We start from the raw sequence: 24128 nt of genomic DNA, 5'->3' as shown, positions 1-24128 counted from the left end.
TCATATCTCCAATTTTTCCTATATTCACAACCTGTTAAAAAACTATTAAAATATGGTAATTGAAAACGACTTTTTTTCCTCAAACAACACCGTTCAAAAGATCTCTGAAGATGAAAAAGGCAGACTGGGAGATTATTTAGAACTGGTCAAAGCATTTGCCAGAACAACTTACAGCAGTATTTATATTATTGATTACGAAAAAAAGGGGTTTGAATATGTGTCCGAAAATCCATTATTCTTGTGTGATCACACCCCGGCTGAGGTTCAGGAACTCGGATATGCCTTTTATTTTAAGTATGTAGTCAAAGAAGATCTCGATTTATTACTAAAGATCAATACCATAGGTTTTGACTTTTATCAAAACATTCCTGTAGAAGAACGCCTGAATCATACCATTTCCTATGACTTCCGCTTAAAAAATCCCAATGGAAAAACTTTTTTGGTGAATCAAAAACTGACTCCTGTTTTCCTGACCAATGACGGTAAAATCTGGAAATCGATTTGTATTATCTCGCTTTCTTCTGAATTGCAGTCGGGGAATATTAAAATTTATAAAAAAGGGGAAAATAAGATCTTCAGCTATGACCTTGAGGGAGGCTTTTGGAAGGTGCTGAAAAAGATAGAACTGACCAGCCGTGAGAAGGAGGTTTTGCAGTATTCTATCAGGGGTTTTACCATTGCCAACATGGCTGAAAGTATGTTTGTATCGGCTGATACAATTAAATTTCACAAGAGAAAGTTGTTCACCAAACTGGGGGTAGGAAATATTGCTGAGGCCATCGCTTATGCCACCAGTAATAAACTGATTTAATATTCTTTTATTCCTTATAAAAAACTATGTTTCTATGCGTTGAGTATCTTCACGCAGATCTTGCAGATTTCTTAGCTGTTGGCTCTTTGTTGAAGTATTGTTTTAACACATAGAGACATAGATTTTCTTACCTTTAAAGAAACTATGTCTCTATGTGTAAAATCATTTTTCATGCAGATTGCACAAGTTTTATAATCTTTTTAATCCGTTAATCTGTGGCGATTATTAAACACATAGATACATAGCTTTTCTAACTGAAATTAAGGCGTTTCACTTTTAATAAAACACAGAGCGTTATAGTAGAGGAATGTATTTCTTTTAGATATTCTTTTCTGCACATAAAAACCTATGTTTCTATCTGTTAAATATTTTTCACGCAAATTGCTTCACCTGTTCGTTATCGATCGGATAAACAGGCTTTTTTACTGTGACGATTATTAAACACATAGAAACATAGCTTTTCTAACTGAAATTAAGACGTTTCACTTTTAATAAAGCACAAAGCATTATAATAGAAGAATGTGTTTCTATAAGACACTCTTTACTCTTTACTCTTTACTCTTTACTCTTTACTCTTTACTCTTTACTCTTTACTCTTTACTCTTTACTCTTTACTCTTTACTCTTTACTCTTCACTCTTTACTCTTTACTCTTTACTCTTTACTCTTTACTCTTTACTCTTTACTCTTTACTCTTTACTCTTTACTCTTTACTCTTTACTCTTTACTCTTTACTCTTTACTCTTTACTCTTTACTCTTTACTCTTTACTCTTTACTGTTTACTCTTTACTCTTTACTCTTCACTCTTCACTCTTCACTCTTCACTCTTCACTCTTCACTCTTCACTCTTCACTCTTCACTCTTCACTCTTCACTCTTCACTCTTCACTCTTCACTCTTCACTCTTCACTCATCACTCTTCACTCATCACTCTTCACTCTTCACTCTTTAGAATCCTACAAATCTTCATCAATAATTGCAGACAAATAAAACTCAGGGAATTTTTTGAACTTTTTACCCGTTGCAATATTAAAAAGCAGATGAGTACATAAAGCTGCTACCGACCACGATGCAATGGCCATTTGCGGCGGTGACTGACAGCCTTTTTCGATTTTGTACTTTTCGATTATACTGTCCATCCATTTTTGTGGATTTCCCCAAAATCTCAAATAACTTGAAGCATATTCCATCATGGTAGCTTCATTAAATTCTTCCTCCCCATTTGCCAATGCATTTAAAAGAAGACCATCTCTGGCAATAACAGTTACCAGACTTCCCCATCCTATATTGTAAGGATGCAGCACCGGAATGTCTAACTTTTGACAAGCGGTATCAAATATTAACGGTACAGGAGAAGAAAAATCAAGCGTATTGATTGCCGCTTTGTGACCTTTAATATGATCTCCTATGTTTTCGACAGTCAGGAAAAAATCGATACAATTAATTTCTGCATTTTTATTAATCGATTTCAATCGTCTTGCCAAAGCGTCTACCTTGTTCAAATTGATATCATCTTCTGTATAGTTCTGTCTGCTCAAATTAGACCGTTCTACCTGGTCACCGTCTACAATAGTGATTTTTTCAAAACCAAAACGCAACGCACATTCCGCGATTACGCTTCCAATACCACTTCCAGCCAGCAAAATCGGAAAATCTTTTATAATCTCTTGTTCTTCATCGCTTAGATAAAGTTTATTCTTTGAATAACGATCATCCATAATATTAATTTTTTATTCAAAATTAAACAGAAACAACGGGTACCCTTTTAACCTAAAAGGTAGTTTTTATCTGCTAAGGTCCCAAAATCACTCATTAAATGATACTTAAAAAACTACCTGCTGTAAATCAGATCACTACATATCTAACAACCCAAAAAACTTAAAAAAAGTACGTTGCGATACCCTTAAAATAAAAAAACAGCTACAAGAATACTCCTGTAACTGTTTTTATCTGATAATCGCTATTCTTTCTTAAGCTAAACTATAGTTTTAAAAAACCAATTCTTCACCAACAGCCATAAAGACTGGCTGCTGGCTGTTCAGAATTTGTATCGATTCTATGTAACTTGCCAGGTTTTTAATTCTTGGTTCGTTGTACAATTCTTTAAGTTCAATTTTGATATTGAATTCTTTCTGAATTTTAGAAATCACTTGTATTGCTTTCAAACTATGTCCGCCAAGTGCAAAAAAGCTGTCCTCTATTCCTATTCTGTCTTTTTCTAGGATGTCCTGCCATATGGTAACCAGCTGTTTTTCTAAATCACTTTCGGGAGATACATAAACGGCCACTTCCTTAAATTGTATGTCGTCTGTATCCGGCAGTAATTTGACATCTACTTTTCCATTAGCGGTTAATGGCATACTGTCTACATAAATAAAATAGGTTGGTATCATGTAGTCTGCTAAAGTTCTGCTTAGCTTCTTTTTAAGAATCATGCGATCAATTTCGGTGTTACCTACCATATATGCCGTAATGTATTTTTCACCTTTAATCTCTTTTACAAGAACAATTGTTTCTTTAATCCCGCTTATTTCTTGCAAAGCCGCTTCAATTTCTCCAAGTTCGATACGATATCCCCTCAATTTCACCTGATTGTCTTTACGTCCCATAAACTGAATGTTTCCATCCGGAAGCCATTTGGCAAGATCACCTGTTTTATAGAGCTTCCCATCACCTGCCAAAACATGTGACACGAATTTTTCCCCAGTCAGTGAAGGGCTATTCAAATAGCCTCTGGCCAGACTCTTTCCTGCCAGGCATAACTCTCCTGTTACTCCCGGAGGTACCAGGCTTCCATTTTCATCGAGAATATAAGTTTTCACATTACCTATTGGTTTTCCTATCGGCACCAATCCTACAGTGTCCTTTTTTACTCTATAACAAGTACTTACCACTGCATTCTCGGTAGGACCATAATTGTTATAGATTTCCAGCTTATCGTTTACATCTTTTACTATAAGTGCCTCGCCTCCTAATAACAGTTTTAAAGGCTGCTGCAGTGCTGCACTGTCTCGTAATATATCGTTGTATAATACTGTAGGAACAAAAGCCTGCGTTATTTTATGGGTATTGAAAAATGCAATTAAGTCTGCCGTTTTTAAGCGAATGGATTCCGGTATTGGGTACACACATCCTCCACTTAAGAGCGTTGGAAATAATTCCCATGTAGAGGCGTCAAAACCTATACTCGCGTACAATGTACATCTGCTGTCTGTGCTTAGACTGTATTCTTTTTGATGCCAGTGGCACAAGTTACTTAAGGCTTTGTGTTCGACCATGACACCTTTAGGTTTTCCGGTAGATCCCGAAGTATATATTACATAGGCCATATTAGAAGCCTGTACCATTACATCCCTGCTATCTGATACAATAGTTGCATTTTGAAATTCGGAGATAAAAGAATCATCTATTGTAGCAATACAGTTGCTGTCGCTTTGAATAAATGCAATACGATCTTCCGGATAATTCAGATCAATAGGTACATAGGCAGCACCCGTTTTAAGTATCGCCAGCAGCGCGATCACATACCAATCACTTCTTTCTAACTTCACGGCTATAAGATCTTCAGGATGAACATCATTTGTATTTCTGATATAGTTTGCCATCTTATCAGAAAGTGCATCCAGCTGTGCATACGTAATTTGTGTTTCTCCAAAAACTACTGCTAAATTATGTGGCGTTTTTTCTGCCTGTTGTTGAAATAGTGTTACAATCGTATCCTCTTCAGGATATATAATGTCATTATTATTAAATGTGTGAACCAGCTGATCTTCTTCTTCTTGTGATAAATAAGTAAGATTCTGAATTAATTCATTTGGCTGCTCAAGAATTACATTCCATAATTGCTTATAGTGGTTCATAAGACCTTCGATCGTTTCTGCTTCATAAACATTTGTGTTGTAGGTTACATCAAATAACAAACATTGTCCCACTTCCTGAAAGTTTACTTCTAAATCAAATTTCGCAATCGCTTCTCCTGTATCTTCAATTGCCATTACAGCATCTTTTGATACGATTGCATCCACCCTGTGAGATAGTACATTCTGTAAAGAAAACATGATATCAAAAACAGCATTTCGGGAGGTTTGGTGTCGAATATCCAGATCGTCTATTAACTGATCAAACGGATACATTTGATGGTTATAAGACTTTAGGGTTTGTTCTTTTATTTTTTTATAAAAAGAGACAAAAGACAATTCCGGATTAACTTCGTTTCTTAATGCAATTGTATTGACGTAAAACCCTATCTGATCCAGAAGATCAATATGATTTCTTCCTGCTACCGGAGTTCCAATAATTATGTCACGTGCAGCCGTATACTTATGCAACAAGATGTTCCAGCCTGAAAAAAGGGCTATAAACAAACTTCCTCCATATTCCTGAGTTACTCCTTTAATTGCTGTTGTCTGCTCTGCTGAAAGATAGGTTCTGAATCGTCTCCCCTGAGCTGTTTTAACAGCTGGTCTCAATTTTTGCGTTGGCAAATCAAGTACTGGTAATGAACCGTTCAGCAATTCTTTCCAAAATACTTTGTCCTGCTGACTGGAAGCCTCTTCTAATTGCAATCGCTGCCAATTTGCATACTCTTTATACTGTATTTTAAGCGGTTGCAGTGAAACGGTTGTATTATTTTTAAAGCTTTCATAAAATGTGAATATGTCTTTGGATAAAACTTCCATAGACCAGCCGTCACCTATAATATGATGCATACTATAATGAAAAGCATATTTTGCTTCTTCTAACTGAAACAAACAGGCTCTTACTAATGGTCCGTTTGTCAAATCAAATGGAAGATGGAGGTCTTCTTTGCGATAAGCAGCAAGTTTATCTTCTATGCCGTCTTCACCCTGAAGATTCAGGAAAGGAATATCGAGATAAAATGAATCATTAGGAATAATATACTGACGAAGCTCTCCTAAACTATCATCAATTTTAAAAACGGTACGTAGTATCTCATGACGTTTTATTGTTGCATAAATGGCCTGTTTAAGAACGGCTATATCATAACTCCCTTCCAGTATGGTATGAAATGACATATTGTACATCGATGCTCCTGTTTCCAGTTGGCTTAAAGCCCATAATCTTTTTTGGCCTGCCGAAAGTGCATAACTATCGTTACTGTCCATAACCGGTATCGACTGATATTCTGAATAGGTACTCTCTTCAATAAGCTGTACATGATCTTCTAATATGGGATGCAAAAAAATTGTCTCTAAAGTAAGCTTAACATTAAAAGCTCTGCGATACTCTTCAATTAATCTGGCTGCTTTAAGACTATGCCCGCCTAATTCAAAAAAGTTATCGGTAACGCTTACCGTAGTTTTTTGCAAGACAGCAGTCCAAATACTAACTAAAAGTTCTTCTTTACCGTTTCTTGGCGCCACATAATCTGAGGTAGTAGAAAGGCAGACTGTTTCAGGATCCGGAAGTAATTTTTTATTTACCTTTCCATTGCTGTTTAATACAAACTGATCCAGTTGTACAAAATAAGAAGGCAGCATATAAATGGCTAACTTTTTCTTTAGTTCGTTTCGTAAATCAGAAGCGCTCAACGTTACTCCGGATACCATATAGGCAACGATCTCTTTTTCGTCGTTTTTGTTTTTTCTTGCAATTACAATGGCATCGTCTATCGCATCTATGGTTAATAGTGCATTTTCTATTTCTCCTAACTCGATACGATGACCTCTTATTTTTATCTGATCATCTTTACGTCCAATAAATTCGATATCTCCAGACGACAGCCATTTCCCTGTATCTCCGGTTTTGTAAATACTTAATCCATCAATAAAAGGATGAGGCACAAATTTAGTTTCTGTTAAATCCGGTCTATTGAGATAACCTTCGGCGATGCCTTCACCTCCAAGACATATCTCACCCGGAACTCCGATAGGAACTAATTTATTTTTAGCATCTAATATATAACTGGTACTGTTTGTAATTGAACAGCCAATAGGTATCGTTTTAGGATTGTCACTGATGGCATTGATTTCATAAAATGTAGAAAATGTTGTATTTTCTGTTGGGCCATAAACATGACGTAAACTTACTGCAGGATATAGGTCTTTGAATCTTTTGACATGTTTTACAGAGACTTGTTCCCCTCCGAATAAGATACATTTTATTTGCCCTAACGCAGGTAATTCGGCTTCAACAATGACATTAAAAAGGGCTGTTGTTATAAAAAAGCAGCTAATGTTTTTGGTGATTATTAACTCATTGAATTTTTGGAGATCAAGAAATATATTTTTCTCAGAAATGACAAGCTTAGCTCCATTTAATAAAGGCATAAAAATATCAAAAGTAGAGCCGTCAAATGAAAAATTTGAGAGTCCTAAAACAGTATGTGAAGTAACATCCAAATAGTTGGTGTTCATCACTAATCGCAAAATTGACTTTTGATTTATGATTACTCCTTTTGGTTTTCCGGTAGATCCCGAGGTATACATAATATAGGCTAACGGATCTGCTGTTTGATTTAGCTTAAAATCTGAAATATCAATATCCTTTTTACAGGTTATGAAGGCTTGTAATTCTTCTTTTGTTATACAGAAAATACAGGCAGCATCATTTGTAATAAAGTCCAATACATCTTTTGGAAACTCGGGATCCATTGGTACATACACAGCACCTGCTTTTAGTACGCCCAATAACGCTACCACAAACCAATGATTTCGCTCCAGCTTAATCCCTATAGTGTCATTAGAAGCGATTGTATATTGATCTTGTATAAACTGGGCAAATTTATTGGATAAATCATCCAATTCTAAATACGTAAAACTCTGATCTTCATACACAACTGCTACTGCATCGGGAGATTCCTGAACTCGTTTTTCGAATACTTCCGGGATGGATAACGTATCGGGATAAGGTGCTGTTGTTTTATTAAAATCAATAAGCAGCTGCTGTTCTTCTTTTTCAGAAATATAAGAGATATCCGTTACCGGTGTATCCAGATTGTCTAATAACTCCTCCCATAATTGCTGGTAATGGCTGATCATTCTTTTCATACTCCCTTCATCATACACCGCCGTGTTGTACGTAAGATCAAAAGCAAGATAACTTCCTGCCTCGACAAAACTTAGTTCTACATCAAACTTAGCGGCCTTAACACCTAACTCTCTGATCTCGCTAACCTCTATATTTTCCAGATCAGCATCTGAAATTTGAATTCCGGCATTTTGCAGTACCAGTAAAACATCAAAAATGGCATTTCTGCCAACGTTTCTTTGAATGTTCAAATCTTCAATGATACGGTCGAACGGATAGGTTTGATGTTTATAAGATTCAAGAGTTCGGTCTTTTACCTGCTTATAAAGAGATCTGAAAGTCATCTCAGGATCTATTGTATTTCGTAAAACCATTGTGTTTACATAAAACCCAATCTGATTGAACACATCTGCATGGTCCCGGCCTGCATTAGGACTTCCAATAAGTATGTCCTGTTCTCCTGAATATTTATGAAACAGCACATTCCAGGCTGCTAAAAGTCCCGTAAATAAACTTCCTCCATTTTCTGTAGAAAAATCTTTGATACGTTTCGAAAGTTCTCTAGAAAAATAAGTTCTGTATCCACGACCTTCATAAGATAGGACAGACGGGCGAACAATTTCAGACGGTAGGTCCAGCACCGGTAAATCACCTGACAGCTCTTTGGCCCAATATTCTTTTGAAAGAGTACTCGACTCACTATTTAAATGTTCCAATTGCCAATTTGCAAAGTCTTTGTACTGAATTTTTAACGGTTCCAGTGCTACAGCTGCATTATTTGCATAGGCTTTGTAATAATGAAGTACATCCTGTGATAAGATGTTCATCGACCATCCGTCACTAATAATGTGGTGCAGGTTGTAGTAAAAAGTATATCGATTATCGTCTGTTTGCAGCAAACCAACGCGAAACAAAGGACCTGTTTCCAAATCAAAAGATTTAGAAGCGTCATTGGTTATATAATCTTGTACTTCCTGTTCTTTATCGGAGGCATTTCGATAGTCAATATAAGTGACATTAAACTCAAAATCTTCACTTGGAATTATGTATTGACGTACTTCTCCTATTTCATTTGTTTTAAATACGGTACGCAATATTTCATGGCGGTCTATGACAGCACGTATCGCTTGCTTAAGATAAATAAGATCGTACTGTCCTTTAAGCTCAATATGATAGGGCATGTTATAAGTGCTTGCCCCGGATTCAAATTGGCTTAATGTCCACAATCTCTGCTGTCCAAATGAAAGCGCATAATTTTCTGCCTGAGCAACAGGAACGATAGGCTGTAGGACAGCTGTGTTTTTATCTAATGCTCCGGTATCTAATAAATACGCCAGAATTTGTTCTTTATTTTCTTTTATTTCTGCTAGTAATTGCGGGTCTACTTCTTTGGCTTTTGCATAAAGTTTTAATTGACCATCTACTATATCTAAAGCGATTCCGCCCTCTGTTATTTTATGTAATAAATCGATCATAATTCTATTTCTGTAAGTGATTCTTTTTCAGACTTTATTTGCTCCTGGGTTTCTATAAATTTTATTTGTGCCGCCAAACATTCTATTGTAGGAGACATAAATAAATTTTTAATGTTTATCTCGACATTAAAAGCTCTGTTTATTTGGGACAGAAGTTTAGTTCCTTTTATACTGTGACCTCCTAGTTCAAAGAAATCATCTAATACCCCTATCTTTTCTTTATCCAAAACTTCCTGCCAAATACTGACTAGTTCTTTTTCAATAGCATTGCGTGGTGCCACGTAAGCTACTTTGGTCGAAATGCCTTCTGTCAGAGGATCCGGTAATGCTTTGAGATCAATCTTTCCATTGGTGAGTACCGGAAATTTTTCTAACTGTACAAAATAAGAAGGAATCATATATTCCGGAAGGCTCTTTTTTAAGGATGCCCGCAGATCCATTACTTCTTCTTTCTGGCTGGAAATAATGTAAGCGGCAAGTTCATTTTCCTGAGACACACCATTCTCGATAACCGTAATTACAGCCTGACTTATTTCCTTTCTTTTGCACAAGGTATTTTCGATCTCGCCTAATTCAACGCGATTTCCTCTAATTTTAATCTGATGGTCTTTTCTTCCTACAAACTCAATATTACCGTCTTCCCATTTTCTTCCTAAATCGCCTGTTCTAAACAAACGTTCTCCTTTTAAAAATGGATTCTCGATAAACTTCGCCGCAAAATCTTCTACAGTATTTGTATATCCTGCAGACACACATTCTCCACTGATACAGATCTCCCCTACCACTCCGGCCGGTAATACGTTTAAAAATTCATCAAGGATGTACACCTTGACATTTTCTATCGGTTTACCAATAAAAATGCTTTCATTCTGAACACTGGAATGCGATTCGTAAAGTCTGTTTTCGATAGTGGCAGCAATGGTAACCTGCTCTTCTAATAAGGATAACAAATCTTCTTTTGTGGTATATGGATTCATGAAAACCGTTCGGAACAGAAGATGTCTTTGCTCATTTTCCCTTTTCTTTATCTGTGTATAGGAAACAAAAGAATTTCCTTGTTTAAATTGTTCCTTCTGAATCTTAAGATTGATCTCATTGATTTGTTCTAAATCTTCGTTACTCAGACTTTCCTTACCTCTGTATTTTTTAGGTAAATATCTGTACAGTACAATATTCAGATCGGGCTTAAAAACAAGGTCAAAATCCGGGTGTTTATCAATCGCTTGTGCAAAAAACTGTGCTGTAGCATAATTGTGTCTGATTACCTGCGCAAAGCCTTCTTTCCCAAAAATCTTAAATACGGCGTGTAAAGCAAAACTCATAAAGTTCTTGGAGCCTTCTATAGTATATTTACCCAGATCATAACTTCCTTTTCTCGCCTGATAATGGGTATTGTTCTCTGAAGAATTTACAAAATTCGGATCTTTAAAAACACAAACACTCAAACCGATCGGAATGTACAATTGTTTATGAGCACAAATCGAAACTGAATCGGCTAATTCTATACCTTTCATTTTCAGTTTAAGCGTATCGTCCGTTAAAAAACTGCCTCCAAAAGCGGCATCCACATGATAATGAATGTTATGATGGTTTGCTATTTTTCCTAAAATTTCAAGCGGATCGATATTTCCGGACTCCGTTGTTCCCGCAATACCGACTAAACCTAAAATAAGACACTTTTCTTCACGTAATTTTGCAATCAGTGAAACGATCTCTGTTTCTAAAGCAGCTGCTTCTTTTCCTTCATAGTCTATGGAGATAAAAGCATCGGTACCCAGACCTAAAAGTTTTAAAGCTTTTCCAAATGAATAGTGACACCAATCTGACCCCAGTAAAACGACACGATCAAAATCATAGGCCCTGAGTGCTGCTAAAAGTCCTTCTTTTTTAATCCCGCTAAATCCTTCTTTAGGTCCCAATAAGTTATTTAACGAATAATTTATGGCCATCAGGTTAGACATGGTACCGCCATTGGTGATTACACCAAGGGCCTGATCTGCATTCTGAACAAAATCGTCATAAAATTTCAGATCATTTGCATATACCAGGTTGTGAAATATTCCTATTACCTGTTTTTCAATCAAAGTAGCTACCATAGAGGTTTCTATTTTAACCTGATTTTGATTCAGCGCCACTATTAGAGCATTCATTTCTCTAATAATTTTAGGAATAGGACTTGTCATGTGACCTATGAAGGAAGGTTTGCTCACATTAACCACATTAGGAATTACTTCTGTTGCTACAAATTTCAGATAGGCATCGGGATTGTATTGAGAATCAAGACCAACATCCTTAAAATTTTTCAGATCCAAAAGAGATTGAAAGTCTTCTGATACTATTTTTGACGCTACGTCGTGCTGTGAAATTAAGGCTTCTATTTTGTCATCTGAAGTGTATTCAAAAAGTTTAAAATCTTTATAATGATTATAGTCTTCATAAGTATCATAGTAGGTCGCATCTGCTGTCACTTCTGTAGATCCGTATATGTTTAATAACCTAACGTCTCCTCGTTGATGTACGGCATAAAAATGCTGCACGTCACTTTTCTTTAACGAAGCTCCACTGCTTATCCATACATTAAGCAGCTTTAACTCTTCTTTGCACAGGGCAGGATGAGCCAGTAAAGCTCTTAACAAGGATGGCACCAGTACAATACGGGTTACTTTATTTTCTTGTAAACTTTTAATAAAACCGCGGATATCCAAAATCTCTGATTTTTTAAAAAACGCAGAAGGAATTCCTTTTAACAGAGGTCCGTATAGTTCCCAAATATGGTCTACAAAACTTATTGAGGTTTTGGCGCAGCAAATTTCTGTTTCCTGAAACGGATAATTATTCCACATCCAGTACAGTCTGTTGCATACACTTTCAGATTTTATCAATATCCCTTTAGGTATTCCAGTAGAACCTGAGGTGTAAATAAGAAATTCAATTTCATTATCATAGGTAGGCTGAGGTTTTACAAATTTTCTTCCTTTATTCTCGAAAGCATTCATTTCTAGCAAGAGATTCTCATCAATAACAATAGTACTCTCACTGTCTTCTTTTATAAAATCAATTCGGCTTTGTGGCGTTTCAAGATCAATCGGAACATAGATGGCTCCTGTTTTCTTAACGGCTAATAAAACGGCTAAAAGATGTTCATCATGAGGTAATGTAACTACAATTCTGTCACCGTATTTTACATTAAACATGGAAGTCAGGTATACCGCATAAGCATCTGATTTCTCCTCTAAATCAGAATATGACAGTTTAATGTCTTTATAGATAACAGCGGTTTTGTTTGGTGTTTTTTTAACCTGAGCTTCAAATAAACTGATGATATTTTCTCCTTTAGGATAAACTGCTTTTGTATCATTAGATTCATATAATTGTTCCTGCTTTTCCTTTTCAGAAAGAAGTTCAATTTTTGAGATTTCCTTTTCCGGTTGGTCAAAAATATTCTTAAGCAATTGTTTAAAATGATTTACAAATTTCGCTATGACTTCATATTCATAAACATCTGTATTGTACTCAAGATCTATTTTAAGGTGACCGCCAACGATTTCAAAAGTGATGTCTATATCAAATTTTGGACTGGATACTCCTAAATCTACAATTTCTTTCTCTTTTTCCTCCTTCCAATCAAAGTCAGCGGTATCATGATCAAAATTCTGAAATACCATCATAATATCAAAAAACGAGTTGCGGGAAGTATTGTGCTTTACCTGCAGGTCTTCAACGAGTCTGTCAAACGGATACGATTGATGGGTATATGCATTTAAGGTATTCTGTTTTACCAGATTAAAAACCGAATTAAAACTATCTGAAGGGTTTAATTCATTGCGTAATGCCAAAGTATTGGTATAGAATCCAATTTGATTTTTCAGTTCTACATGCTCTCTGCCTGCAATAGGAGATCCGATAACAATATTATTGGTATTGGTATACCTGTAGATTAAAACATTTAAAGCGGATAGTAAGCCCATAAATGGCGTTCCCCCCTGTTGATTACAATACAACTTAAGTTTTGAAGTGGTATCTTTAGAAACAAAAGTGCTTATTTTTTGTCCCCTGTTTGTTTTAAACAAAGGACGTTTTTTTGTGCTTGGTAAATCAATTGTTGAAATGCTGCCGGACAGAAGATCGTTCCAGTATTCTTTGCTTGCTTTATAAGATGCTGTTTCTAATTGTGAAAGCTGCCAGGCCGAGTAATCTTTATACTGTATTCTTAATTCAGATAATTCTAACGGAGTTTTGTTTACATAATGATTATAAAAGGCCAATACATCATTCGAAAGTACCTTCATAGACCATCCGTCACTGATGATATGATGCATATTATAGTAAAAAGTATAGCTATCATCAGTCATCTGTAACAATGAAGCTCTGATTAGCGGACCATTTTCAAGGTCAAACTTCAATTGCTTGTCTTCTTCTATGTATAAATCTATAGCTGCTGCTGACTCATTACCCAATATTCTAAAATCCTTATAATCGACTTTAAAATTCAATGCTTCTGGTGTAAGTATATGTTGATGCACAACTCCGGCACTATTTTCTTTAAATACCGTACGCAATATTTCATGACGGTCGATAGCAGCCTGAATCGCTTGTTTGAACATTTCAATGTTGTAATCCCCATTTAATACTATTCGGGATGGCATATTATAGGCTACCGTACCTTCTTCAAACTGGCTTAACACCCATAATCTGCGTTGTGCATCAGATATCGGGTAGCTTGATAAAGATGGAGCATTGGGTATTTCTGAGAATGAATCCTGAGACGAGAAAGAACGCAGATAATTTACCAGTCTCTCTTTATTATTTCTAATAAAGTTAATTGTATCTGTATCTATTTCTTCTTTTAATTGTGAAATTTCCAAATCATCACCAGACAATGTCACACCAATACCTCGTGACCTCAAATCTTTAATCAAATAAGCGATATTCTCCATAATTATATTATTTTTTATTGCTACAATCTCTATTCTGTAAACCTTGATTTCTAATCATCAACGATTTAAATGACCATTTTTTTTACGTCAGAAGTGGTTTTAATTTCTCTTAACCATATTAAATTCTCTATTTCTACTGCCAGAAACTGAATAGTCGGATTTGTAAAAACGACCTCCATATTTACCTTAATGTCAAATGTCTGATGTACTAATGACAATAGCTTGGTTGCATTAAGACTATTCCCGCCCAGTTCGAAAAAATTATCTATCGTTCCAATTTTATTTAATTTTAGTATCTCCTGCCAGAGGGCAACGAGCTTCTCCTCTATTTCATTGGTTGGAGCAATGTATTCCTGTTGGATAACATCGTCTGTGCTTACCGGCGGCAAGGCTTTTTTATCGATCTTACCATTGGGTGTTAGTGGAAATTTATCCAAGAACACATAATAACTCGGCAGCATATATTCCGGCAGTTCTCTCGAAAGTGACTGACGAAGCTGTTGTTTGTCAATAGTTGCGGTGCTTACCAAGTAACTTACAATCACCGGATCGCCATTTACAGTTGCCGTGAGGACCACACACTGATCGATCTCTTCCTGAGACTGCAATACCTGCTCGATTTCTCCGAGTTCAATACGATGTCCTCTGATCTTCACCTGACTGTCTTTTCGACCAATATAAGCGATGGTGCCGTCAGGTAACCATTTACCTAAATCGCCTGTTTTGTACAATTTAGTCGTATCGTTAAATGGGTTTTTGATAAACTTCTCTGTGGTGAGTTCCGGTTGGTACAAATACCCTCTGGACAAACCGTCGCCTGAGATACAGATTTCTCCAATTACCCCCACAGGTTGCAATGCCAGCTCTTCTGAGAGTACATAAAACTGGGTGTTGTCTAAGGCTTTCCCAATAGGTACGGAGCTTTCGTAAGTGCCTTCTACTCGGTAATAACTGCTGTAGGTGGTGTCTTCCGAAGGTCCGTACAGATTTCTAATGGCAATGCCTGAGTTGGTAAAATGGTTGGCAATACTTACCGGAAAGGCTTCTCCGGCAAGGTTGATTCCAACGGCATTCTCAAAGGTGGTTCCTTTTTCGATCAGAGTATGGATTACCGATGGAACGGTATTGATCAGTACATTTTTGTCGCTGTGAATATAATCTCCTATTGATAATCCGTTGGCCAGTAAACGGATTTGTTTTCCGATGCTTAACGGATAGAAAAATTCGTAAACAGACAGGTCAAAACAATGTGAAGTTACGGCGTATAAAATATCAAAATCGGTATCGCTAAATTCTCTTTGTGACCAGCATAACATGGCTACCGCATTCTGATGGGTGATCATAACTCCTTTTGGTTTTCCTGTGGATCCTGAGGTGTAAATGATATAGGCCAACTGCTGTGCATTGAAAGTGATCTGCGGCAATGATTTTGATATGGATTCTGCTTGTTTAAAACTTGCGATAAAGTTATCGTCTATGGTTATTTTACATTTACTGTCTTGTTCGATGTATTCAATTCTTTGTGCCGGATAATTCGGATCGATTGGAACGTAAGCACATCCTGATTTTAAAACAGCCAATAAGGCAATAGGCAGCCATTCGCTGCGATCCAGTTTGACACCTACTAAATCTTCTACGGCTAAGTTGTAATTGCTTAACAGGTAGTGTGAGAGTTCGTTAGAAATCTCATCGAGTTCTTTGTAGGTAAAACTTTTGGTATCGGTTAATAAAGCAATCTGTTCCGGGGTTTTCTTTGCCTGACTGACAAATAAATCAACCATAGTGTGATCCTTAGGATACTCTACTGTTGTGTCGTTAAAGTCCACTAGCAATTGCGTGGTCTCGGCTTGGCTCAAATAGTTGAGTGTGGCTATTTTTTGCTCCGGATTTTGGAGGGCTTTGGTTAAAAAAGTATCTAAATGAGCCGCCAATCGCGCTACAAATCCAGATTCGTAAATATCGGTATTGTATTCCATGTACAAACTCAGTTCTCCCTGATATTCTGCGAAAGCAAAGGTTAAATCAAATTTGCTAAATGATTTTTTCAGATTTTTATAAGGCTTTATTTCAACACCGTTTATGGTTAGGTTTTCAGACGCTAATAATTCCCGTTGATTTTGAAATACCACCAGGACGTCAAACAAAACCGAACGGCTTAAATCTCTTTTAAGATTAAGCGCTTCTACCAAACTATCAAAAGGATAATCCTGATGAGAATAGGCTTTTAGTAAGGTTTCTTTTTGTATACTGAGTAATTCTTCAAAACTTGCTGTTGCTTCAAATGTGGTTCGAATGGCCAGTGTATTTAAATACAATCCAACCTGATTTTCCAGATCACTGTGTTTTCTTCCGGCTATGGGGGTTCCTAAAATGAGGTCCCTGGTGTTGGTATATCTGGACAATAATCCGTTTATACCTGCCATTAAAAACATAAAAAGTGTTACCCCATTTTGCTGTGCATGAGCATTAAACTGACCGGTAATTTCTTTTGAAAAAGTGTGCTTTAACCCCGAGCCGTTATACGTTTTAAGCTTCGGTCTTACTTTATTGGAAGGCAGTTCCAAAACCGGTAAATCTCCTGAGAATGTCTCTAACCATACCGCTTTAGATTTTTCCAGCACTGCTTGTCTGGACGGACTGTTTTGCCATTCTGAATAATCTTTGTACTGAATAGACAAGTCGGATAATACGATCTCATTTCCTATAACCAATTCGTTATAAATCGTTATAAATTCTTTACTCAATATCCCCATCGACCAGCCATCGCCAATAATGTGATGCATATTAAGCATTAGAACATGATGATCTGCAGCTGTCTTTACAATCTCTCCTATAAAAAGAGGTCCTCTTTCTAAATCAAAAGCATGTCTTTGAAGTGCATTGGCGTGATTGCTCAGGACTTCAGCTGTAGCATTATTTAAATCTGTAAACTGTAAAGTTCCACTGTACTGAGCCACCGGGACAATATACTGTCCCAGATTCCCCTGTTCGTCTTCTTTAAAAATGGTACGTAAGCTCTCATGTCTCCTCACTAAAATTTGAAAGGCCTCGGCTAATTTTTCAAGTTTCAATTCTCCCTTAAACTCAAAGGCATTAAACAGGTTATAGGCTGAGTTACCGGTTTCAAATTGACTTAAGGTCCACAAACGGTGCTGAGACGAAGTAAGCGCATAAGATTCTTTGACTGCTGTCTTTGGAATTGACTCTGAAGACGAAAGTAAGGTGATCAGTTCATTTTTATGTGCTTTAATTTCTTCAATAATTTCAGGAGTTAAAGTCCCCTTCGGAGCATTAATTTTCAAATCCCCATTTTCAACCCGAAGTCTGATATTCAAGGATTGCAACGTATGTAGTAATTTTTTTATCACGATATCATTTTTTAAGTAAATTAAAAAGCATCTCTGTTTTTCAGAATTGTTATATTCTCCTCTCACTAGTTAGCACCAAAAAATACTATCGGCTGAACTGAGATCAGTTTATATCATAATTTCATCCAAATCATCAACCGACTCTCCGGCCAATTCATTCTGGAATACGATAAATTTTAGTTTTTCCGAAACTCCAATAACATCCTGGGTTTCATACAAATCCTCAATAGAAAATCTCGTATCAAAAGCCTTGTTGATTCTGTTGATTAAAACAGTAGCTTTTAAACTGTTTCCTCCTAATTCAAAGAAATTATCGGTAATGCCTATTTTCTCCAGTTTTAGAATGTCCTGCCATATCGCTACCAGTTTCTCCTCTATTTCATTGGTCGGTGCGATGTATTCCTGTTGGATAACATCCTCTGTACTTACCGGAGGCAAGGCTTTTTTATCGATCTTGCCGTTGGGTGTCAGCGGGAATTTATCCAAGAACACATAAAAACTCGGTAGCATATATTCCGGTAATTCTCTCGAAAGTGACTGACGAAGCTGTTGTTTGTCAATAGTTGCGGTGCTTACCAAGTAACTTACAATCACCGGATCGCCATTTACAGTTGCCGTGAGGACCACACACTGATCGATCTCTTCCTGAGACTGCAATACCTGCTCGATTTCTCCGAGTTCAATACGATGTCCTCTGATCTTCACCTGACTGTCTTTTCGGCCAATGTAAGCGATGGTACCGTCAGGTAACCATTTACCTAAATCGCCTGTTTTATAGAGTTTGCTGTCTTCTTTGAATGGGTTTTTGATAAATTTTTCTGCAGTAAGTTCCGGTTGGTACAAATACCCTCTGGACAAACCGTCGCCTGAGATACAGATTTCTCCAATTACCCCCACAGGCTGTAATGCCAGCTCTTCTGAGAGTACGTAAAACTGGGTGTTGTCTAAGGCTTTTCCAATAGGTACCGAGCTTTCGTAAGTCCCTTCTACTCGGTAATAACTGCTGTAAGTAGTATCTTCCGAAGGTCCGTACAAATTTCTCACGGCTATGCCTGAGGCTGCAAAATGATTGGCAATGCTTACCGGAAAGGCTTCTCCGGCAAGGTTGATTCCAACGGCATTCTCAAAGGTGGTTCCTTTTTCGATCAGAGTATGGATCACCGATGGAACCGTATTGATCAGTACATTTTTGTCGCTGTGAATATAATCTCCTATCGATAATCCATTGGCCAGTAAACGGATTTGTTTTCCAATGCTTAACGGATAGAAAAATTCGTAAACGGACAGGTCAAAACAATGTGAGGTTACGGCGTATAAGATATCAAAATCGGTATCGCTAAATTCTCTTTGCGACCAGCATAACATGGCTACCGCATTCTGATGGGTAATCATAACTCCTTTTGGTTTTCCTGTGGATCCTGAGGTGTAGATGATATAGGCCAACTGCTGTGCACTAAAAGTGATCTGCGGCAATGATTTTGATATGGATTCTGCTTGTTTAAAAGTTGCCATAAAGCTATCGTCTATGGTTATTTTGCATTTACTGTCTTGCTCGATGTATTCAATTCTTTGTGCCGGATAGTTCGGATCGATTGGAACATAAGCACATCCTGATTTTAAAACAGCCAATAAGGCAATAGGGAGCCACTCGCTGCGATCCAATTTTACACCTACTAAATCTTCTACGGCTAAGTTGTAATTGCTTAACAGGTAGTGTGAGAGTTCGTTAGAAATCTCGTCGAGTTCTTTGTAGGTGAAGCTTTTTCTATCGGTCACCAGAGCAAACTGTTCCGGAGTTTTCTTTGCCTGAGTTACAAATAAATCAACCATAGTGTGATCTTTAGGATACTCTACTGCTGTGTCGTTAAAATCCACTAGCAATTGTGTGGTCTCAGCTTGGCTCAAATAGTTGAGTGTGGCTACTTTTTGCTCCGGATTTTGGAAGGCTTTGGTTAAAAAAGTATCTAAATGATTGGCTAAACGGGCTACAAATTCCGGCTGATAAATGTCGGTGTTGTATTCGATGTGTAAACTCAACTGTTCTTCTTTTTCTGAGAAGATGAAGCTTAAATCAAATTGACTGACTTTTCTTGGATTGGCTTTATAAGGTTTTAAGGTTAAACTTTCTATTTGTTCTGCATTTGAAGCAAATAAATCCTGCTGATTTTGCAAAACTACCAGCACATCAAAGAGTGCTGATCGGCTTGTATCTCTACCTAAGCCTAGTTGTTCTACCAGATTGTCCAGCGGATATTCCTGATGGGAATAGGCATCGAGCAGGGTTTCTTTTTGTATTTGCAACAGGGTTTCAAAATCTGCTGTTTCTTCAAAACGGGTTCGAATGGCCAGGGTGTTGAGATAAAGTCCTATTTGATTTTCCAGATCACTGTGTTCTCTTCCCGCAATTGGTGTCCCTAGAATAAGGTCTCTGGTGTTGGTGTATCTTGAGAGTAATCCGTTGATTCCTGCCATCAGGGTCATAAAGAGGCTGCTGTTGTGCTGCTCTGAGAATGTTTTCAGCTTAACACTTGCTTCTTTGCTGAAATTGTGGGTGATGGAATCTCCGGCATAGGTCTTCATTTTTGGCCTCATTTTGTCTGTCGGTAACTCCAGTACCGGAAGATTACCGCCAAAGATCTCCAGCCAATAGGCTTCTGATTTCTTTTGTTTGGTGATTTGTTCTTCACTTCGCATCCAGGTGGCATAGTCTTTATATTGTATGCTGAGCTCCGGAAGACTGATGCTTTTATTTTGAGTTAAATGATCGTAAATCGTGATAAGTTCCTGGCTTAAAATTCCCATCGACCAGCCATCACTAATAATATGATGCATGTTGAAAAGTAACAGATGTTTGTTTTCTGATTGTCTGATGAGTTTCAGGTTTACCAAAGGAGCTTTCTCTAAATCAAATTGATACTGATAGCTTTGGGCAACGCTTTGTTCCAGGGCTTCTTCTTGTTTTTCAACTTTAGTAAAATCTTCAAAATCTACTTTAAAATTAATGTCTTTGGCATCGACTATAAATTGACGCACTTCTCCCTGATCGTCTCTTTTGAAATAGGTTCTTAGGGTTTCATGTCTGGCCATAAGAAGGTTGAAAGCTTCTGCTAATTGTGCTGTGTTTAAATTTCCTTCGAGTTCAAATGAACCGGGAATGTTGTAGGCCTGATTCCCTCCTTCAAACTGGCTTAATATCCATAAGCGGTGCTGAGAAGAGCTTAAAACGTAGCTTTCCTGTTGCTCTGCTTTGGGTATGGCGGTGAAGGTTCCTTCCTCAAGTTTACTAATAATTCCTGAGATGGTTGGGTTCAAAAAGACGTCTTTCACACTGATCTGATAGCCCAATTGTCGGTTGATTTTGTTGGCTACCAAAATTACTTTCAGACTGTGTCCGCCCAATTCAAAGAAGTTGTCTGTAGTTCCAATGGTATTTATGCCCAGTATTTCTTCCCAGATTGCAACTAATTGTTTCTCTAAGGTTGTCACCGGAGCGGTATATTCCTGCTGAATCTTATCGTTTACATCCACTCTAGGCAATGCTTTCAGATCCACTTTACCGTGGGAAGTTAATGCAATGGCGTCTAATTGTACATAATACCCCGGAAGCATATAATCCGGTAAATATTGACTCAATTGCACACGAAGTTCTTGTTTGTCAAGTTCTTTTTCTCCCACCACATAGGCTACTATTGCGGGTTCTGTCTCTATGTCTTGTACGGTTACCACACACTGACTGATACTGTCTTGTGACAATAGTGCGTGTTCGATTTCACCGAGTTCTATTCGGTGGCCTCTTACTTTTACCTGCTGGTCTTTTCTACCGGTAAGTTCGATGCTGCCATCCGGTAGCCATCGGCCCAGATCGCCTGTCTTGTAGAGTTTGGCTCCTGCAATGAAGGGATGAGCGATGAATTTCTCTTCGGTAAGTTCAGGGTTGTTCAGGTATCCTCTGGACAGGCTGTTTCCGGAGATGCAGAGTTCTCCAAATACACCAATCGGCTGTAACGCCAGATTATCGGATAAGATATAGATCTGACTGTCTTTTAAAGGTTTGCCAATTGAAATGAGGTTTCTTTGCAGATCGCTTTGTTCTACTCTTCCCATCACAGCGCTAATGGTAGCTTCTGTTGGGCCGTACTTGTTGTAGAAGTCGGCTATTTTGACCATTTTTTCAGCCAGATTTTTTGGGCATACTTCTCCTGCCGCAACAATTCTTTTTAGGGTCTTGCAAGTGGAAAGCTGCTCTAAATGTGACAAATAACCCGGTGTGGCATGCAGGTGGGTTACACTGTGTTGGTTTAATAAGTTTATAAAGTCGGTCGGATCAATAATACGCTCTTTTGAAGCACCAATCAGGGTGGCTCCGCTAAGCAAAGCCAAAAAGATCTGTTCCATCGACGCATCAAAAGCGTTGTTGGAGAATTGTACGATACGATCGGACGCATCAAACCCGAATTCTTCTTTTTGATTTAAGATGTAGTTCACCAAACTTTTGTGATTGATCATTACTCCTTTGGGCTGTCCTGTGGAGCCTGAGGTATAAATGACATACATAAGGTTCTCAGGGGTCAAAGAAATCACAGGTAATGTGGTTGGATAATTGTTCTGACTCGATATGAAATTCGCCAATAACTTCTCGTCAATAACAACTTTACATGTACTGTCTTGCTCGATATAAGCAATTCTCTGCTCCGGATAACCCGGATCTATAGGAACATAAACACCGCCGGTTTTCAATACGGCCAAAAGTGAGGTGTAAATCCACTCGCTGCGCTCTAATTTTACAGCGATCAGGTCCTCTGTTTTTATGTCATAGTGAGTCAATAAATAATGCGCCAGCTGATTGGAAAGCGCGTCGAGTTCTCTGTAAGTCAACGATCTGTTTTCGAAAACTACTGCAACGGCATCAGGGGTTTGCCCGGCTTGCTGCTCAAACATTTCAACGGCTGTAGCTTCTACTGTTGCTGCTGTTTTTGAAGTACTAAAATCTTCCAAAAGGATCGTTTTCTCTGAGCTTGAAATGTAGTCCAGACTGGCCGTTTTCTGACCCGGATTTTGGATTGCCTTTGTTAAAAAACTATCGAAATGAGAAGCCAACCGCTTTACAAAATCCAATTCATAAATATCCGTATTGTAGTCGATATTTAAATGCAGCTGCCCCTGTTTCTCCGAAAAAGAAAAGGTTAAATCAAACTTACTAAATGACTTCTTTAAATTTTTATAAGGCGCTATTTCAAGACCGTTTAACACTAAGCCTTGGGAGGTTAATAATTCCTGCTGGTTTTGAAATACCACTAAAACATCAAATAAAACAGATCGGCTCAAGTCTCTTTTAAGATTAAGCGCTTCTGCCAAACTATCAAAAGGATAGTCCTGATGGGAATACGCTTCTAATAAAGTTTCTTTTTGTATGGCCAATAATTCTTCAAAACTTACTGTTTCTTCAAAAGTGGTTCGAATGGCCAGCGTATTTAAGTACAATCCAACCTGATTTTCTAAATCACTGTGCTTTCTCCCGGCCGCCGGAGTACCTAGAATAAGGTCTCTCGTGTTGGTGTATCTGGAAAGTAATCCATTTATACCTGCCATTAAAAGCATAAAAAGTGTTACTCCGTTTTGCTGTGCATAGCCATTAAACTGAGAAGTACTGTCTTTTGAAAAAGAATGGCTGCATCCCGAACCATTATACGTTTTAAGTTTAGGTCTTGTTTTATTAGCGGGTAGTTTCAAAACCGGTAAATCTCCCGAAAATCTATCTAACCAGAATGCCTTAGATTTTTCCAATATGGCTTGTCTGGCTTGACTATTCTGCCATTCTGAATAATCTTTATATTGAATAGGCAGTTCCGCTAATACAACCTCATTCCCTATTGTCAATTCATTGTAAACTGCCATAAACTCTTTACTCAATATCCCCATCGACCAGCCATCGCCAATAATATGGTGCATGTTAAGCATCAGAATATGATGATCTGCCGCTGCCTTTACAATCTCTCCTATAAAAAGCGGTCCTTTTTCTAAATCAAAAACATGCTTTTGAAATCTCTCTACATAATTACTCAGTACTTCAGCTGTGGCATTATTCAAATCTGTAAACTGTAAAACTCCTTTATATTGAGAAACAGGAATGATATATTGTCCCAGATTTTCCTGTTCATCTTCTTTAAAAACAGTACGTAAACTTTCATGCCGCTCTGTTAAAATAGTAAAAGTCTGAGTTAGTTTTTCAAAATCTAAAACTCCTTTAAATTCAAATGCTTCAAATATATTATAAGCGGAATTACCTCCTTCAAACTGGCTTAAAGTCCAGAATTGGCGCTGTGGCGAAGTAAGTGCATAAGATTCTTTGCTAACCGCTTTAGGGATAGACTCTGAAGACGAAAGTAGTTCGATCAGCTCCGTTTTATGCGCTTTAATCTCTTCAATAATTTCGGTAGTCAAAGCCCCCTTAGGAGCATTAATTTTTAAATCTCCGTTATCTACTCGAAGCCTGATATTTAAGGATTGTAATGTTTGTATTAGATTCTCTATCATGATATGATTTTTAA

The 24128-nt window shown here is 37.5% G+C and carries 6 protein-coding genes; 1 reads left to right on the top strand and 5 read right to left on the bottom strand.

Going from position 1 to position 24128, the window contains the following annotated elements; all coding sequences use genetic code 11:
* The first annotated feature begins 52 nt into the window (after nt 1-52).
* Complete coding sequence (locus LNQ34_RS13950; protein ID WP_202704511.1) at nt 53-811, top strand: response regulator transcription factor; 759 nt, start codon at nt 53-55, stop codon at nt 809-811.
* A gap of 955 nt (nt 812-1766) precedes the next feature.
* On the opposite strand, the gene LNQ34_RS13945 is transcribed toward LNQ34_RS13950, so the two are convergent.
* The 5 genes from LNQ34_RS13945 to LNQ34_RS13925 all read right to left on the bottom strand — a co-directional run bounded on the left by LNQ34_RS13945 (nt 1767) and on the right by LNQ34_RS13925 (nt 24114).
* Complete coding sequence (locus LNQ34_RS13945; RefSeq protein ID WP_202703500.1) at nt 1767-2528, bottom strand: ThiF family adenylyltransferase; 762 nt, start codon at nt 2526-2528, stop codon at nt 1767-1769.
* Nucleotides 2529-2798: 270 nt separating this feature from the next.
* Entirely contained in the window at nt 2799-9275 is a 6477-nt protein-coding gene (locus tag LNQ34_RS13940; protein ID WP_230000171.1) for a non-ribosomal peptide synthetase, read from the bottom strand.
* Nucleotides 9272-14212: an aminotransferase class V-fold PLP-dependent enzyme gene (locus LNQ34_RS13935; RefSeq protein ID WP_230000170.1), complete on the bottom strand. Its 4941-nt coding sequence runs from the start codon at nt 14210-14212 to the stop codon at nt 9272-9274. The genes LNQ34_RS13940 and LNQ34_RS13935 overlap by 4 nt, the downstream gene beginning before the upstream one ends.
* 65 nt (nt 14213-14277) lie before the next feature.
* Nucleotides 14278-17580, bottom strand: coding sequence for a non-ribosomal peptide synthetase (locus LNQ34_RS23545; RefSeq protein ID WP_230000169.1), 3303 nt, complete (start codon nt 17578-17580; stop codon nt 14278-14280).
* Between the two features lie 108 nt (nt 17581-17688).
* The gene (locus LNQ34_RS13925) at nt 17689-24114 is read right to left on the bottom strand and encodes a non-ribosomal peptide synthetase (protein ID WP_230000168.1); all 6426 of its coding nucleotides are present in this window, start codon (nt 24112-24114) and stop codon (nt 17689-17691) included.
* Nucleotides 24115-24128 lie beyond the last annotated feature (14 nt).

Source organism: Flavobacterium lipolyticum, from assembly GCF_020905335.1.
Taxonomy (GTDB): domain Bacteria; phylum Bacteroidota; class Bacteroidia; order Flavobacteriales; family Flavobacteriaceae; genus Flavobacterium; species Flavobacterium lipolyticum.
The sequence above is the reverse complement of the archived record's forward strand: the minus strand, read 5'-3'. Positions and strand labels throughout refer to the sequence as shown.